Source organism: Brevundimonas sp. (assembly GCF_041648115.1).
Lineage (GTDB): Bacteria > Pseudomonadota > Alphaproteobacteria > Caulobacterales > Caulobacteraceae > Brevundimonas.
On record NZ_JBAZPR010000003.1, the window covers coordinates 203,099 to 218,883 of the forward strand.

Sequence of the window (15,785 nt, forward strand, 5' to 3'; positions counted from 1 at the left end):
TGATAGGCGCTCAGGCGGCCTCGCGTCCAGACTCCTGCGCCACGACGGTCAATTCCGGCGCATGGACTTCGCCGTCGTGCGGGGTCTTGTCCCAGACGTGAGGCTCGACGACCAAGCGCCAGGCGGCGTGGACGAAGGCCAGGCTGAGCAGGGACCAGTAGGCGGGGGCGGCCAACATGTCGCCGAGACGATAGTCCAGTCCCGCGCGCTTGGCGCCGACGGCGTAACCCATCCAGGCGGCAATTACGCCCAGGGCCAGGACGCCTAGAGACCCTGCGGGCGTCGCCGGCGCGATCCCGGCGTGGAGCCCGACCATTAGCGCCGAAGCGAGCCAGGCCAGGGTCGGGGCATGGGCCGCGGCCGACAGGATGCCTGCGCCCAGCGTCATGACCAGCGACAGCAGTCCGCGTCGCCCCAGGCCAAGCGGTCGTCGGGTGTGGACGCCCCAGGTCTGCATATAGCCCTTCAGCCACCGGGTCCGCTGAGGCAGCCAACGGTCCAAAGCGCCGGGCGGGGTCTCCCAGGTCGGGCAGTCGATAACGTCCAGCTTCCAGCCCAGCGACCAGAGCCGAAAGCCGAGGTCGGCGTCCTCGGTCACATTGTGCGCGTCCCAGCCGCCAGCGGCGCGCAGGGCGGTCATTCGGATGTGGTTGCTGGTGCCGCCCAAAGGGAAGGGCAGGCCCAGCCGCGCCATGCCCGGCAGCGTCACCTCAAACAAGGCAGCGTATTCGAAGGCGAACTGTCGATCCAGGAAGGCGGAGCCGGGCCGACCCGAGGGGCGGATGCGCAGCGGCGCCTGGAGGCATCCCAGCCGGGGTTGAGCGACGAAGCGCGCCGCCGCCTGGCGCAATTGTTGCGGATGCGGTCGGTCCTCCGCGTCGTAGATGGTGACCAGATCGCCCGCAGCCTGTCTCAGGGCGTGGTTCAGTGCGCGGGGCTTCGTCAGGGGCGAGCCGGGCGGGACGACCACAATCTTGATCCAGAACGGGCGCGGCGTGGCCTGTGCAACGGCGAGTGTGGCGTGGTCGTGCGTCTCCAGGACGATGAAGGCTTCGATCCGATCGGGCGGATAGTCGATGCGGGCCAGGTTTGCGATCAGTTGCGGCGTCACCGCCGCCTCGTCATGCAGCGCCGCCAAGATGGTGTAGCGTGGCCATACGATAGGTCGAGCGCAGGGCTTTGGTCGGCGCAGGCTGGCGATCGCGACGACGGTCTTCCAGATCGCCGAGACGACGAAGGCGGCCTGGAACAGAACAAGCAGCGCCAGGAAGGCGGCTTGAGGCCAGCGGACCAGGGCGGCAGCGGAGCCCAAGGCCAGCAAGATCATCGCCGTGATCTGAAAACCGCTGGGCATGCGGCGCGCGGCGCCATTCCTGCGAGGCGTGATCCCCGGATGTGTCCAGACCTCCATGTCGCCGCCCCCCGCATCTCCACAACCGTTAATCGCTATTTGAAACAACCGCGTTCGGCAAGCTGGTTGGCGTCTGGGACGGATTGTCGCTATTCAAGGCGCCTTACCCGGAGCAGCCGCTTGTCTGACGTTTCGAACTCTTCGCGCACGACCCGAAAGCCCAAGGGCGAAGGCCATTCGCGACGCGGCGAAATCCTGACGGCGGCGGAGCGCATCTTCGTCGAGCACGGCTATGAGGGCGCGACGATTCGCAAGATCGCGGACGAGGTTGGCCTGTCGTCCACGGCGCTCTACATGCATTTCCCCGACAAGGGCGCGATCCTGCAGGAGATCTGCCGCGACGCCTTTTCGCGCCTGATCGCGGCCAATGCGGCTGTGGCGGACGAGGATGCCCCGCCGATACGCCGGTTGCGTCGGATGATCGAAGGCTACGTCGATTTCGGTTTCGCCCATCCCAACGCCTATCGCCTGATCTATCTGACGCGGCCGGTCGAGGCGCGCGAGGGCGCCCAAGATATGGCGCGCGAACTGGGCGGCGGTCTGTTCACGACGCTGGAAGCGTCGGTGGCTGACGCGGTGACGGCCGGCGACCTGAAAGGCGATCCCAGCGTCTTAGCCCAGGCCATATGGGCGACGGCGCACGGGGTGGTGTCGTTGATGATCACCAAGCCGTATTTTCCGTGGGCGGATCGTCAGACCTTGGTTGACACGATGCTGGACGCCCTGTTCGCCGGTTTGCCTCGACCATGAAGCGCAGTCTTGTGGCGTTCACGGCCCTGATCTTGATCGCCGGCGCAGGCGTGGCTCAGGCAAAACCGTTGCGGGTGATGGCGCTCGATCAGTGTGCGGATCAATATGTTCTGGCGCTTGCACCGGATGCGGAACTGGCGCTGTCGCCCCGCGCCGACGATCCTGATGCCTGGCTGCGGCGCGAGGCGGCCGGGCATAGGCGGTTGAGGCCCACGCTGGAGGCGGCGGTGGGCTTCAGGCCCGATGTGGTGGTGCGCTACTGGGGCGGCGAACCGAGGCTGTTGACGGCGCTAGAACAGCGCGGGGTCAAGGTGATCTCCATCAATGACGCCGTCGATTTGGAGGGCGTTCGCCAGAACATCCGCACGACGGCGCGCGATCTGGGCGAGGTCGAGCGGGGACGCCGGCTGGAGCAGCGGATGGACGCCAAGCTGGCGCGGGCGGCGCCGGATCGCCAGACGACGAAGGCGCCGGGTGCGGTCTATCTGACCTCGGGGGGCTTCACCTCCGGGCCGGGCACGCTGATGGATGCGATGATGCACGCGGCTGGATTTCGCAATCTGACCACGGCGCCCGGTTTCGGCGCCGTCAGTGTGGAGCAGATCGCCCTGAACCCGCCGGCGCGGTTCATTCTGGGCTTCTTCGATCAGTTGCGGGCCGACCTGCGCGGTCCCGGCCGGCATCCGGTTGTTCGCCGGGCGGCCAAGGGGCGGACGGCGGCGCTATTGCCGGCGGCGAGCCTGACCTGTCCGGCGTGGTTCGCGGCCGATGCGGTGGCGATGATGGCTGAGGGGCGGCCGTGACGGGGACGGTGCGACTTTGCCTGATCCTGGGTCTGCTGATCGTGGCGGCCTTGGCGCTGGCGATCCTGGCGGGCGAGACGGCGTTCAGCGGCGCGCAATATGCCGCTGCGTTCGGCGATCCGACGTCTGGGCCGGCTGAAGTGCTGTGGCAGGTGCGGGCGCCGCGCGCGGTCTGCGCCCTGGTCGTCGGCGCGGCCCTTGGACTCGCGGGCGCGGTCATGCAGGGACTGTTGCGCAATCCGCTGGCCGATCCGGGCGTGCTGGGGGTGTCGGCGACGGCGGCCCTGGGCGCGGCGTTGGCCATCGTGCTGGGCGCTGCGGCCGTGCCGGGACTGGTCGAGGTTTCGGCGCTGGCGGGCGCGGCGCTGGCTGGGGGGCTGTTGATCGCGGCGTCCAAGGCCATGCGGGCGCCCGAGGCGCTGATCCTGTTCGGGGTGGCGCTGTCCAGTTTCGCGGGCGCGGCGACCGCCTTGATCTTCAACCTGTCGCCGTCGCCGATCGCCTCGGCGGAGGTGATGTCGTGGCTCTTGGGATCGGTGCAGAACCGGAGCTGGATCGACGTGGCCTGGGTGACGCCCGCAGTGATCGTCGCGGCAGTGTTCGCCGGTCTGTCTGGTTCGGGCTTGCGGATGCTGACCTTGGGCGACGAGGGCGCGGCGGCGTCGGGCCTGAACATGGGGCGAATTCGGGTGTTCGCCCTGATCGCGGCGGCGGTGGCCACAGGGGCGGCGGTGGCGGTGGCGGGCGTCATCGGCTTCGTGGGTCTGGCCGCGCCGCATCTGGTGCGGACGGCGGTGCGGGGTGACGCGAAGCGGATATTGGCGCCCTCGGCGCTGGCGGGCGGGTTGATGCTGGTCGTCGCGGACCTGTTGGCGCGCCTGACGCCTACGGATCAGGAGCTGAAGCTGGGTGTATTCACGGCCTTGATCGGGGCGCCGCTGTTCGCCCTGATCGCTTGGCGGGCGGCGCGGGAGTGGCGGCTGTGAGCCTTTTGTCGCTGGAGAAGGTTCAGGCGCGGCTCGGCAAGGCTGTGGTTCTGAATGGGGTCGATCTGTCGGTTTCGGCCGGCGAGATCGTCGCCCTGTGCGGGCCGAACGGGGCGGGCAAGAGCAGCGCCATTCGTGCGGCCGCCGGCCTGCTGGCGACCACCGGCGGTGAGGTCAGGCTGGGCGGGACGCAGATCACAGACCTGTCCCATCGTCAGCGGGCGGAACGAGCGGCCTATCTGCCGCAGGAACGGCGGATCGCCTGGAACCTGCCGGCGGTCGAGGTGGCGGCGCTGGGCGCGCCATTCCTGTCGGGCGCCGAAGCCTTGGCGCGGGCCGGAGCCGCGCTGGACGAGGTGGGCGCCGGTCATCTGGCGGATCGCGGCGTGGCGGAGATGTCGGGTGGAGAACGGGCGCGTGTGCTGTTGGCGCGAGCCCTGGTGGTCGATGCGCCGCTGCTTTTGGCCGATGAGCCGATTGCGGGGCTGGACCCGGATGCTCAGCGGCTGGTGCTGGAACGGCTGAGGGCGCGCGCCGACGGCGGGGCAGGGGTTCTGGTCAGCCTTCACGACCTGACTTTGGCGGCCACGGTGGCGGACCGCGTCGTGGTGCTGGACCAGGGCCGAGTGGTCGCCGACGCCGTGCCCATGGAGGCGCTGGCACCCGCTGTCCTTCGTCAGGTATTCGGGTTGGACGGCGGCTGGATCGAGGGACCGAACGGACCGCTGCTGGCGGCCCACCGGGCTCAGTAGGCGATATAGGGCCGCGCGCCGGCCGCTGAACCGCGCGCGATGTCGGCCGACGGCGTCAACGGCGCCGTGCCGCCATTCAGCCGCGCCTTGTAGACGGCCATGTTTTCCATCACCCGCATCATATAGTTGCGCGTCTCCGTGAAGGGCGCGCACTCGATGAAGTCGATGGTCTTGACCGCATCGCCGCGCGGGTCGCCGCAGCGGGCGATCCACTGACTCGGACGCGCCGGCCCGGCGTTGTAGCCGACCGTCGCCAACAGCATGGAGCCGTTGTTGGCGGCCATCAGCTCACCCAGGTGATAGCTGCCCAGGGTCATGTTGTAGTCGGGATCCCAGAGTTGGTCGGCCGAATAGCCCATGCCCAGGCGGCGAGCGACGCCCGATGCAGTGGACGGCAGGAACTGCATCATGCCCCGCGCGTCGGCGCCGGAACGGGCGCGGGGGTCGAAGCTGGATTCCTGGCGGGTGATGGCCTGGGTGAACTCCAGAGGGGCGGCGCCGGCGACCTGGGGCGGGACGCGGATGGGATACATGCGCTCGGGCATGACGAAGCCGCGCTGGCTGGCGGCGCGACCGACCATCATGGCGGTGAAGCCTTCGCCATAGCCGCGTGACAGGTCCATCAGCAGGGCCAGGTCGTTGATCGTCGGCAGATCGTTGTCGAGCTGATAGGCGAAGACGCGCAGCAGGCTGGTTTCGCCGGTTTCGCCCAAGATGCGCGTGGCGCGGACGATCTCATTGCTTTCGAAGCGGGCGATGTCCGACTGCGACGGTACCGGTTCACCCGGCAATTGCAGCGTGGTCATGCCCGCCTTCTCGGCCGCCAGCTGACCATAGAAGGTCTGCCAGTGCTGGGCGCCATTGCGATAATAGGCGAGAGCGGCGTCGCGCTCGCCGCGCGCCTCGGCGGCCCGACCCAGCCAGTAATAGGCGCGGCCCTGCGTGATCGGGGTGGAGGAGGCGGTGCGCAGGGCCTCAAAGTGGCGAGCGGCGACCTCGGGTTGGTTCAGCTTGGTCAGGGCGACCCAGCCGGCGAAGAACTCGGCATCCACCATTCGGTCGCCCGAGGTGAAGCCGTGGCCGTTCATGGCGTCATAGGCCGCGCGCCAGTTGCCTTGCTGCAGCGCGTCGAGGAAATAGTTGCGACGCTCGCTCCACAGGGTGTTGTCGCCCGCCGTGTGGGCGGGGGCGGGCGGCAGGTTGGCCAGCAGGGCGAACCCTTCGGCCTGGCGGTTCTGCGACCGCAGGAGGCGGACGCGTTCCAGAACGACGGCAGGATCGGCCGCCTGGGCGGGCGTCAGATTGGCGATGACGGCGTCGGGGCTGTAGGCCGAACGCAATGTCATGACCGTGTTGGCGATGGCGGCGCGGTCGGGCGACACCAGATTGACCATGCTGCGCGTCGCCGGACCGTGCGGGCCAAGCAGCAGCATGTTCAGCCGCGCCTCGTGATCGGCGGGCGTCAGCCAGGATCCCCACTGGCCGAGGATGCGCGACTGGGGCGCGTCGTCGAACGAGCGGGTGCGCCACCAATCGCGAACCAGGGCGCGGGCCTCGTCCTGACGGCCGCGTTGCTCAAGCGCAGAGGCATAGGCGATGGCGCCTTCCACCGTCGTAGGCTTGCCGTCGGACATCAGCGACAGGGCCGCATCGGCGCCCATGCCGGAACGGTCCAGCACCTTTTCGGCGGCGGCGCGGCGTGATTCGCCGCGCGGCCAGTTCGCCAGATCGTTCTGACCTCGCGCCAGGTCAGCGTATGATAATTGCTCACCGGAAGTGTCGATCAGCGCCCATTCGACCAGTTTGCGCGCCGAGGCGTCCCTGATCTGGGACATGGCGGACTGGGCGCCGAAGACGTCGCGGGCGCGCGCCGCCGCCAGACCCTGGCGAAACAGAGCCGTATCCTGATCGTTCAGCACGCGGCCCTGATAGGTGGCGGAATAGCCGGGCACGGACGACGACGCCGAGGCGTAGGGAACAGGCTGGGTCGGCAGGACGTCCTGCGGGTTCGGCGCAAGAACGGCGAGGGCCGCCGCCAGACTGGTCGCTATCATGATCTGTCCTGTTCTCATTCAATCCGGTTGCGGCGAAGCCGCTGGCGACCTAACGTCCCGCGCTCATTGCAAAGGCGATGAACATCCGTCCATCGTCCCTCCCCACGCAGGCCAAGTTTAGTCTCATGACCGCCCCCTTGTTCAAGGGCGTGATCACCGCCCTGATCACACCACTTCGTGACGGAAACGTGGACGAAGCCGCATTCGCCAAATTGCTGGAGCGCCAGATCGCCGCAGGGGTCCATGGCGTCGTGCCGATGGGCACGACGGGCGAGGGCGCCAGCATGGACCTGGACGAGCAAAAGCACGTGATCGAACTGTGCGTGCGGCTGACGGCAGGACGCGTCGCGGTAATCGCCGGTACGGGATCGCCCTATACGAAAGAAGCGATCGACCTGACCCGTCACGCCAAGACGGTGGGTGCGGACGGTGCGTTGATCGTCACCCCCTATTACATCCGCCCGTCGCAGGCGGGCATGGCGGCGCATTTCGAGGCCATCGCCGACGCGGTCCAACTGCCGATCCTGCTTTACAATGTGCCGGGGCGCACCGGGGCCGACCTGTCTAATGAGACGGTGGCGCGGCTGGCGGTCCATCCGAACATCGTCGGCATCAAGGACGCCACTGGCGACATGAGCCGCGTCAGTTGGATGCGGACCAATATCGGCGGCCAGTTCGACCTGATCTCGGGCGATGACCCGAGCTATCTGGGTTATCACGCCACGGGCGGGGTCGGTCTGATCTCCGTAGCGTCCAATGTCGCGCCCGAAGCCATGGTCGCCCTGCACAATGCGGCCGCGGCGGGCGATTACGCCACCGCTCGCGACTGGCAGGACCGGCTGATCGGCCTGTGCAAGGCGCTGTTCCTCGACAACTCGCCGGCGCCGACCAAATATGCTTTGGCTCGGTTGGGCCTGTGCAGCGAGGAGGCGCGCCTGCCGCTGTCGCCGACGTCGGAAGCGGTCAAGCCGATCATCGACCGCGCCATGGCGGACGCGGGCGTCGGCTGATGGCGCCGCAACCCCAGTCCAAATCCAAGGTCATCGCCGAGAACCGCCGCGCCAGGTTCGACTATTTCCTTGAGGAGAATATCGAGGCGGGGATCCAGTTGCTGGGCACCGAGATCAAGGCGCTGCGCGACGGACGCGCCAATATCGCCGAAAGCTATGCGGCGGTGGAGGGGCGTGAGATCGTCCTGATCAACGCCGACATCCCGCCGTACAAACAGGCCAATCGCTTCAACCACGAGCCGCGTCGGCCGCGGAAACTGCTGCTGCATCGCAAGCAGATCGACCGGCTGATCGGCGCCGTTCAGCGCGACGGCCAGACGATCATTCCGCTGAAGCTCTATCTGAATGACGCAGGCAAGGCGAAGCTGGAGATCGCCTTGGCCAAGGGCAAGAAGCTGCATGACAAGCGCGAGGCCTCGGCCGAACGCGACTGGCAGCGCGACAAGGCCCGGCTGATGCGCGACAAGGGCTGAGCCTTAAGCGTCGATCAGTGCGCGGACCCGCGCGAAGATGTCCTCGAACATCTGGGGCGTCAGGCGGCCGGTGTTCGTGTTCAGGCGTGAGCAGTGATAGCTGTTCAGGATCACATAGCCGCCGGCCTCGCCCTGGGCGCCATGGCCTGCGGGCATAGCGGAGGCGGGACGGCCGAACGCCTTGAGGATATTGCGGCGTGACACGTCGCCCAGGGTCACGATCACCTTCAGATTGGGCAGCAGGGCCAGCCGGTCGATCAGGAACGGCCGGCATGTGGTTTCCTCGATCGGCAGCGGCTTGTTGCCGGGCGGGGCGCAGCGAACGGCGTTGGTGATTATGCAGTCCGTCAGCGTCAGGTCGTCGTCGCCGTTTGGATCATAATGACCGTGCGCGAAGCCCGTCTTCTTCAGCGTGTCGTACAGCAGCCAGCCGGCATGGTCGCCCGTGAAGGGGCGGCCGGTGCGGTTGGCGCCGGTGCGGCCGGGCGCGAGGCCGGCGATCAGAAGACGCGCGTTCGTATCGCCGAACGAGGCGGCGGGACCGTTCCACCAGTCGGGGTTCTGGCGCGCATTCTCCTGGCGATAGGCGACCAGGCGCGGGCACAGCGGACAGTCGCGGGGCGGCTCGGGCGTCAGCATCACTGGGGCCCCTTCGGACGGCCGAACTCGGCCATCAGATCGTTCAGATCGAGGAAGGCGTCGGCTTGACGGCGCAGTTCGTCGGCGATGTGCGGCGGCTGGGTCTTCTGGGTCGAGATGACGGTGACGCGTACGCCCTTCGCCTGAACCGCCTGCACCACCCGTCGGAAGTCGCCGTCGCCGGAGAACAGCACCGCGTGGTCGATGTGCGGAGCGAGTTCCAGCATGTCCACCGCGATCTCGATGTCCATATTGCCTTTGATCCGGCTGTGGCCCTGGCCGTCGGTAAAACGCTTCACCGGCTTGGTAACGACCGAAAAGCCGTTGTAGTCCAGCCAGTCCACCAGGGGCTTCACCGGCGAGAATTCTTCGCCCTCGACCACGGCCGTGTAGTAATATGCCCGTGTCAGGATCGATTTCTCGCGGAACCAGTCCAGCATCCGCCGAAAGTCCATGTCGTGCTGCAAGGCGCGCGCGGCGGAATACAGATTTGACCCGTCGATAAAGATCGCCAGCCGGTCGGTGGAATGAAACATGGTCGATGCCGTCGAAAGAGATGAAAAATCGGACTGCGCGGCCGCGCTCGGCTTCGATGTCGGAATCGATGACGGGTTCGACCTGAATGATGCAGTCATCGTGGCGCTGGGCTGCAATGACAAGGGGGCATGGTCCTCATGCCGCGAAGCGCTGGAAGCGGCGCTGGCGCGATTTCGATGCGAGGGGATCGATGTCGTGGCGCGGTCGTCGTGGTGGTCGTCCCTGGCGTGGCCCGATCCGCAGGACCCGCCCTTTCTGAATGGTGTCGTGATGGTGCGCACCGACCATGATCCGCACGAACTGATGGCTGCGCTGGGACGGATCGAGGACGCCTTCGGTCGCGAGCGGTCAGTTCGCAATGCGCCGCGGACGCTGGATCTGGACCTGGTCGCCTATGGGCGGCTGAGCGGCGATCTGGACGGGCTGATCCTGCCCCATCCCCGCGCAGCCGAGCGACGGTTCGTCATGGGGCCTATCGTCGAGATCGCGCCGCTCTGGCTGCATCCGACGCAGGGCGGGACGGCGAGCGAACTGGTGGAGACCGCGTCGGTCGGTCGCGACGCCCATCCCTTGAAGTAGTCGATCGTTCGTGAGCTGATCTCGGCCCTGACACCGGGAGACATTTGATGCTCATTCTTTCGCTGGCCGTCCTGCTCACTGCCGGAGCGATGCAGGAATCGCATCCTGCGCCCGCCTCACCGCCAGCCGGCGTCGGCCTGGTGATCCATGAGGCGGACACGATCGTGCGCCAGCCGCCGCCGCATAACGGAACGGGGATGAGCACCGCCTACCGGATTTCTGGCCTAGCGCCGAACCGGTCGATGGAGTTCAGGAAGCGCGTCATGCATCCGGGATCTTCCATCGGTCTGCATGTCATCGCCCACGACGAGGTCTATCATGTCGTCAGCGGAGAGGGGGACGTGACCACGGACGGTGTCACGACCCGGATGAAGGCCGGCGATACGGCCTATCTGTATGACGGCGGCAATGTCGGCATCCAACAGGTGGGTGAGGACGATCTGGTGCTGATCATCGCCTATCCTCTGGCGCGTCGAACCGACTGACGCCGCACTTTCGCCCCTGTGGCGTTGCAAAAGTCAGTCCCCATCTGTATTTGACGCGGTTCTCCCCCGCGTTCGAGGAATTTCATGGCCCGCGTCACCGTCGAAGACTGCATCGAGAAGGTTCCGAACCGCTTTGGTCTGGTGCTGATTGCCGGCCACCGCGCCCGCAGCATCGCCAACGGCTCCGCCCTGACGATCGACCGCGACAACGACAAGAACCCCGTCGTGGCCCTGCGCGAGATCGCCGACGACACTGTCGTGCCGGACGAACTGCGCGAAACCATCATCACCACGCTGCAACGTGTCGATGAGCGTACGGAAGCCGAGGACGAGGCGGAAACGGTCGCCCTGCTGGCCGCGCCGCAGCACATGAACATGGCCGAGGCGGAACTGATCCGCGCCCTGCAAAGCGACCGCGACGGCGGTCAGGAGGAGCGGTACTGACGCCCGAGGGAGCCCCTGGCGTCACTATCCTGCCGGCGCGGACCGAAACGGTTCCGCCGGCGCCCCAAGCTGCAAACAAAAACGACCCGAAATCGGCCGCGTCCGATCCGGCGGCGCCGGTAAAGCGCGCGCCGATCCTGCGCCAGTTCGAGCTGATCGAGGCCGTAAAGGCCTATGACCCGACCGCCGACGAAGCGCTCCTGAACCGCGCCTATGTCTATGCGATGAAGATGCACGGCTCGCAGCTGCGGGCCTCGGGCGATCCCTATTTCGCGCACCCGATCCAGGTCGCGGGGATTCTGACCGACTACAAGCTCGACACCGCCACCATCGTCACCGCCCTGCTGCACGACGTGGTCGAGGACACCTCGGCGACGCGCGACGACATCGCCGGCATGTTCGGCGAGGAGGTCGCGGTCCTGGTAGAGGGCGTGACCAAGCTGAGCCGGCTGGAGCTTCAGGCCGAGCACACGCGACAGGCCGAAAACCTGCGCAAGTTCATCCTGGCCATCAGTCGCGACGTGCGGGTGTTGCTGGTCAAGCTGGCCGACCGCCTGCACAACATGCGCACGCTTCAGTATGTGAAGCCGGAGAAGCGCGAGCGGATCAGCCGCGAAACGCTGGAAGTCTATGCGCCGCTGGGCCGTTCGATCGGCATCCATTCCATCGCCTCCGAGCTGGAAGAGCTGGCCTTCACCCACCTGAACCCGACCGCCAAGACCGCCATCGAGCGGCGGCTGGAGGCGCTGAAGCTGGAGCACGGCCGCGCCATCGAAGGGGTAGCGGACGAAGTCGAGCGCGTGCTGTCCGAGGCGGGCCTGAAGGCCAATGTCTATGGCCGGCAGAAAACGCCCTATTCGATCTGGCGCAAGCTGCAGCGCAAGTCGGTCGGCTTCTCGTCCCTGTCGGACATCTATGGCTTCCGCGTCATCGTCGAGGCGGAAGACGACTGTTATCGCGCGCTGGGCGTGATCCACCGCGAATGGCCGATGGTGCCCGAACGGTTCAAGGACTTCATCTCGACGCCCAAGTCGAACAACTATCGATCGCTGCACACGACCGTCGTCGGGCCGCGCGGCCTGCGCATCGAGATGCAGATCCGCACCGAGGACATGGACCGGATCGCCGAGGACGGCGTCGCGGCCCACTGGCGCTACAAGAACCAGTCCTATGGCTTCGACCGCGAGGCGATGGAGCAGGGCGGGGGCCGCGATCCCCTGCAGAATCTGCGCCATCTGGTGCAGGTGATCGAGCACGGCGAGGGCGGCGAGGACTGGGTCGAGCACGCCAAGCTCGAAATGTACCTGGATCAGGTCTTCGTCTTCACCCCCAAGGGCCAGCTGGTGACCCTGCCGCGTGGCGGGATGCCGCTGGACTTCGCCTATGCCGTCCACACCGAGGTCGGGGACACCGCCGTCGGGGTCAAGGTCAATGGCGAGCTAAAGCCGATGCGGACGCCGCTGCAGAACGGCGACGTGATCGAGATCATTCGTGGCTCCAAGCGTGAAGTGCCGGCCGACTGGCGCAGTCTGACGGTGACGGGCCGGGCGCGCTCGGCGATCCGCCGCCACATCCGCACGTCGGAGCGGGAAGAGTTCATCAAGCTGGGCCGCGTGGCGCTGGATCAGACGCTGGGTCGCGTGGAGAAATCCCTGACCGACGTGTCGTTGAAGCCGGTGCTGGAGATGCTGGCGGTCGCCAATGACGAGGATCTGTTCGAAGGGCTGGGCCGGGGGCGGTTGTCGCCCACGACCGCTGCCGAAATCCTGTTTCCCGCGCTGAAGGGGCGGCTGAAGGCCGGGCCGGAGAAGCAGCGGATCGAGGGCGACAAGGCGCGGCTGTTCGTGCGCGGCGGCGGGCTGACGCCCGGCGTGACGGTGCATTTCGGACAGTGCTGCACGCCGGTGCCGGGCGACCGGATCGTGGGCATCCTGGAGCCTGAATCCGGCCTGACGGTGCACACCATCGACTGCCAGACCCTGGCGGCTTTCGCCGACGACGATTCGGTCTGGCACGACCTGCAGTGGACGCCGCAGGCCGAGACGGACGCCGTCGCCGCCGCCCGCATCCGCGCGACGATCCGCAATGCGCCGGGCGTGCTGGGCCAGGTCACGACCCTGATCGGCGAGGCCGGCGGCAACATCATCAATCTGTCGATGGCGCACCGGCAGCAGGACTTCTTCGACGTGGATGTGGATGTCGAGGTCGAGGACGCCAAGCACGCGACCATGATCATGGCGGCGCTGCGGGCTAATCCTTCTGTCGATTCCGTCGAGCGCGCGCGGGGCGAATGAGCGACACCCTCAAGCCGAACGCGGCCCAGATGGCGTCGCCGTCCTATCGCATGGCGGCGATGGATCAGGACTTCCTGCTGGGCGATTCCATGCGTGGGGTGCGGTTCCTGATGGAATACGCCAAGCCCGAAGAGGCGCTGAGGGCCTGGGGCGTGCGCTCCACCATCGTCGTCTTCGGCAGCGCCCGCATCCGCGAGGGTCATCGCTGGTACGAGGAGGCGCGCGCCTTCGGTCGGCTGGCGTCCGAGCGGGGCGGGGCGTTTCGGGGTTCGGTGGGCGAGCCGCGCGACAACGTCATCGCCACCGGCGGAGGGCCGGGCATCATGGAGGCGGCCAATCGCGGCGCAGTGGACGCCGGCGCACCCTCCGTTGGATTCAATATCGTCCTGCCGCATGAGCAGGAGCCGAACGCCTATTCGACGCCGGAATTGACCTTTCTGTTCCACTATTTCGCGATGCGGAAGATGCATCTGGCGATGCGGGCCAATGCGTTGGTGGTGTTCCCCGGCGGGTTCGGCACATTCGATGAGATGTTCGAGATGCTGACCCTGCGCCAGACGAAGAAGGCGCCGCCCGTGCCGGTCGTTCTGGTGGACAAGGCCTACTGGACCTCGGTGATCGGTTTCGACGCCCTAGTCGAGCATGGGATGATCGCGCGCTCGGACCTGGACCTGATCGGTTTCGCCGAGGACGCCGAGGGCGTCTGGGCCGAACTGCTGGCGCGCGGGCTGCGGCCGAACGAAAACATCGAATGAAGCGTCGCCGGAGGGTTCATCCGCGCGCGATCCGGGTCTAGAACCCCTTCATGAACACCCAAGATGTCCTCAACGAGTTTCGCGACGCCGGCGCCCTGCGCGAAGGCCATTTCGTCCTGTCGTCGGGCCTGCACAGCCCGGTCTTCCTGCAGAAGAACCTGGTCTTCATGGACGGCGCGCGCTGCGAGCGGCTGTGCAAGGCCTTGGCCGACAAGATCGTCGCCACGGTCGGCCCGGTCGATGTCGCCATCTCGCCTGCCGTGGGGGGCATCATCCCCGGCTATGAGACGGCCAAACACCTGAAGGTTCGTTCGATGTACGTCGAGCGCGAGGGCGGTCAGTTCAAGTTGCGTCGCGGCTTTTCGGTCGAGCCGGGCGAGAAGGTCGTCATGGTCGAGGACATCGTCACGACCGGCCTGTCGTCGCGCGAATGCATCGCCGCCATCCAGGCCGCCGGGGGCGAGGTGATCGCCGCCGCCTGTATCGTCGATCGCTCGGGCGGCAAGGTGGACGTGGGCGTGCCGCTGGTCGCCCTGGCCTCGCTGGAGGTGCCGGCCTATGCGGCCGACGCCTTGCCGCCGGAACTGGCCGCGCTTCCGGTGGAAGATCCCGGCAGCCGCAGATTGTCGAAGTAGAGCCATGCGCGAACGGGTCAGGCTGGGCGTCAACATCGACCACGTCGCCACGGTGCGGAATGCGCGCGGCGGGACGCATCCCGATCCGGCCCGCGCGGCCGAGGCGGCCCTGGCGGCCGGGGCCGACGGCATCACGGCCCATTTGCGCGAAGACCGCCGCCACATCACCGACGCCGACATCGACGTGCTGAGCGCCCTGTGCGCGCGGGCGGGCAAGCCATTGAACTTCGAGATGGCAGTGACGGAAGAGATGCTGGCCATCGCCCTGCGGCACAAGCCGCACGCCGCCTGCCTGGTGCCTGAGCGGCGCGAGGAGGTGACGACCGAGGGCGGTCTGGCGGTCGCCGGTCACGAGGCGCGGATCGCGCCTGTGGTCAAGACTTTGACGGACGCCGGCATCCGGGTCTCGCTGTTCATCGAACCGTCGGAAGAGCAGGTCGAGGCCGCAGCCGTCGTGGGCGCCCAGGTGGTGGAGTTCCATACCGGCCGCTATTGCCATCTGACCGATCCCGGCGAGCGTGAGGTCGAGTTCGAACGCCTGGCCGCCGCCGCCGCGCAGGCCGACATCCTGGGCCTTGAGGTCCATGCCGGTCACGGGCTGGACTACGACACGGCGCCGCGCATGCTGGCGATCCCGGAGGTTCGTGAGCTGAACATCGGCCATTTCCTGATCGGCGATTCGATCTTCATCGGCCTGGACGGCGCGATCCGCCGGATGCGGGCCGCGATGGATGCGGCGAAATGATCATCGGCGTGGGCGCGGACCTGTCGGACATCCGCCGCATCCAGGCCTCGCTGGATCGGTTTGGGGATCGCTTCAAGACCCGCTGCTTCACCGAACTGGAACGCACCCGCTCGGATCGCAAGCCGGACCCGGCCTGGAGCTACGCCAAGCGGTTCGCGGCCAAGGAGGCCTGCGCCAAGGCGCTGGGCACGGGGATGCGGGCCGATGTCTACTGGCGCGACATGGGGGTGGTGAACCTGCGTTCCGGTCAGCCGACCCTGGCGCTGACCGGCCATGCGGCCGAGCATCTAGCGCGCCTGACGCCCGCGGGGCATGAGACGAAAATCCACCTGACGCTGAGCGACGAACACCCCTATGCGCTCGCCTTCGTGGTGATCGAAGCCTTGCCGCAGTCGTAATCAGGTTATAGGCGTGCGCGACGACCGCGAACACG

General features: G+C 67.3%; 18 protein-coding genes. 14 read left to right on the top strand and 4 right to left on the bottom strand.

The genetic code is table 11. The features are described from left to right. Positions 1–10 precede the first annotated feature (10 nt). A complete protein-coding gene (locus WC597_RS04015; protein ID WP_372691960.1) occupies positions 11–1,411 on the bottom strand; it encodes a glycosyltransferase in 1,401 nt (466 codons plus the stop codon). Between the two features lie 120 nt (positions 1,412–1,531). On the opposite strand from WC597_RS04015, the gene WC597_RS04020 reads away from it, so the two are divergent. Genes WC597_RS04020 through WC597_RS04035 form a run of 4 tightly spaced genes read left to right on the top strand, consistent with a single transcriptional unit; the run spans position 1,532 to position 4,702 of the window. Beyond that, entirely contained in the window at positions 1,532–2,161 is a 630-nt protein-coding gene (locus WC597_RS04020) for a TetR/AcrR family transcriptional regulator (RefSeq protein ID WP_372691962.1), read from the top strand. Then, the gene (locus WC597_RS04025) at positions 2,158–2,964 is read left to right on the top strand and encodes an ABC transporter substrate-binding protein (protein WP_372691963.1); all 807 of its coding nucleotides are present in this window, start codon (positions 2,158–2,160) and stop codon (positions 2,962–2,964) included. Before WC597_RS04020 ends, WC597_RS04025 begins: the two co-directional genes overlap by 4 nt. Beyond that, the gene (locus tag WC597_RS04030) at positions 2,961–3,950 is read left to right on the top strand and encodes a FecCD family ABC transporter permease (RefSeq protein ID WP_372691964.1); all 990 of its coding nucleotides are present in this window, start codon (positions 2,961–2,963) and stop codon (positions 3,948–3,950) included. Before WC597_RS04025 ends, WC597_RS04030 begins: the two co-directional genes overlap by 4 nt. Next, entirely contained in the window at positions 3,947–4,702 is a 756-nt protein-coding gene (locus WC597_RS04035; protein ID WP_372691965.1) for an ABC transporter ATP-binding protein, read from the top strand. Before WC597_RS04030 ends, WC597_RS04035 begins: the two co-directional genes overlap by 4 nt. Here the strand turns inward: WC597_RS04035 and WC597_RS04040 are convergent. Continuing rightward, positions 4,696–6,756 carry a transglycosylase SLT domain-containing protein gene (locus WC597_RS04040; protein WP_372691967.1) on the bottom strand — a complete coding sequence of 687 codons (2,061 nt, stop codon included), beginning with the start codon at positions 6,754–6,756 and terminating at the stop codon, positions 4,696–4,698. The two genes, WC597_RS04035 and WC597_RS04040, sit on opposite strands and share 7 nt — an antisense overlap. Before the next feature lie 125 nt (positions 6,757–6,881). Between WC597_RS04040 and dapA the strand changes: the two genes are divergently transcribed. Beyond that, positions 6,882–7,766 carry a 4-hydroxy-tetrahydrodipicolinate synthase gene (gene dapA / locus WC597_RS04045; protein ID WP_372691969.1) on the top strand — a complete coding sequence of 295 codons (885 nt, stop codon included), beginning with the start codon at positions 6,882–6,884 and terminating at the stop codon, positions 7,764–7,766. After that, positions 7,766–8,239 (top strand): SsrA-binding protein SmpB, encoded by a 474-nt coding sequence (gene smpB, locus WC597_RS04050; protein WP_159851251.1) that lies wholly within the window; start codon positions 7,766–7,768, stop codon positions 8,237–8,239. Before dapA ends, smpB begins: the two co-directional genes overlap by 1 nt. A 3-nt stretch (positions 8,240–8,242) precedes the next feature. Here the strand turns inward: smpB and WC597_RS04055 are convergent, their stop codons facing one another. Together WC597_RS04055 and WC597_RS04060 are read right to left on the bottom strand one after the other, a co-directional pair. Continuing rightward, complete coding sequence (locus tag WC597_RS04055; protein ID WP_372691970.1) at positions 8,243–8,878, bottom strand: uracil-DNA glycosylase; 636 nt, start codon at positions 8,876–8,878, stop codon at positions 8,243–8,245. Further along, the gene (locus WC597_RS04060) at positions 8,878–9,414 is read right to left on the bottom strand and encodes an NYN domain-containing protein (RefSeq protein ID WP_372691971.1); all 537 of its coding nucleotides are present in this window, start codon (positions 9,412–9,414) and stop codon (positions 8,878–8,880) included. Before WC597_RS04060 ends, WC597_RS04055 begins: the two co-directional genes overlap by 1 nt. Between WC597_RS04060 and folK the strand changes: the two genes are divergently transcribed. The 8 genes from folK (at position 9,413) to acpS (ending at position 15,750) form a co-directional block, all read left to right on the top strand. Then, positions 9,413–9,994 (top strand): 2-amino-4-hydroxy-6-hydroxymethyldihydropteridine diphosphokinase, encoded by a 582-nt coding sequence (gene folK / locus WC597_RS04065; protein ID WP_372691972.1) that lies wholly within the window; start codon positions 9,413–9,415, stop codon positions 9,992–9,994. The two genes, WC597_RS04060 and folK, sit on opposite strands and share 2 nt — an antisense overlap. Positions 9,995–10,041: 47 nt before the next feature. Beyond that, entirely contained in the window at positions 10,042–10,479 is a 438-nt protein-coding gene (locus WC597_RS04070) for a cupin domain-containing protein (protein ID WP_372691973.1), read from the top strand. An 84-nt stretch (positions 10,480–10,563) separates the two neighbouring features. Beyond that, on the top strand, positions 10,564–10,923 hold the full coding sequence (rpoZ, locus tag WC597_RS04075; protein ID WP_159851259.1) for a DNA-directed RNA polymerase subunit omega: 360 nt from the start codon (positions 10,564–10,566) through the stop codon (positions 10,921–10,923). A gap of 224 nt (positions 10,924–11,147) precedes the next feature. Continuing rightward, the gene (locus tag WC597_RS04080; protein ID WP_372691974.1) at positions 11,148–13,217 is read left to right on the top strand and encodes a bifunctional (p)ppGpp synthetase/guanosine-3',5'-bis(diphosphate) 3'-pyrophosphohydrolase; all 2,070 of its coding nucleotides are present in this window, start codon (positions 11,148–11,150) and stop codon (positions 13,215–13,217) included. Further along, entirely contained in the window at positions 13,214–13,972 is a 759-nt protein-coding gene (locus WC597_RS04085) for a TIGR00730 family Rossman fold protein (protein WP_372691976.1), read from the top strand. Before WC597_RS04080 ends, WC597_RS04085 begins: the two co-directional genes overlap by 4 nt. Positions 13,973–14,022: 50 nt before the next feature. Next, entirely contained in the window at positions 14,023–14,607 is a 585-nt protein-coding gene (gene pyrE / locus WC597_RS04090) for an orotate phosphoribosyltransferase (protein WP_372691977.1), read from the top strand. Between the two features lie 4 nt (positions 14,608–14,611). After that, positions 14,612–15,352, top strand: coding sequence for a pyridoxine 5'-phosphate synthase (locus tag WC597_RS04095; RefSeq protein WP_372691979.1), 741 nt, complete (start codon positions 14,612–14,614; stop codon positions 15,350–15,352). Continuing rightward, positions 15,349–15,750 carry a holo-ACP synthase gene (gene acpS / locus WC597_RS04100; protein ID WP_372691980.1) on the top strand — a complete coding sequence of 134 codons (402 nt, stop codon included), beginning with the start codon at positions 15,349–15,351 and terminating at the stop codon, positions 15,748–15,750. Before WC597_RS04095 ends, acpS begins: the two co-directional genes overlap by 4 nt. Positions 15,751–15,785: the final 35 nt, after the last annotated feature.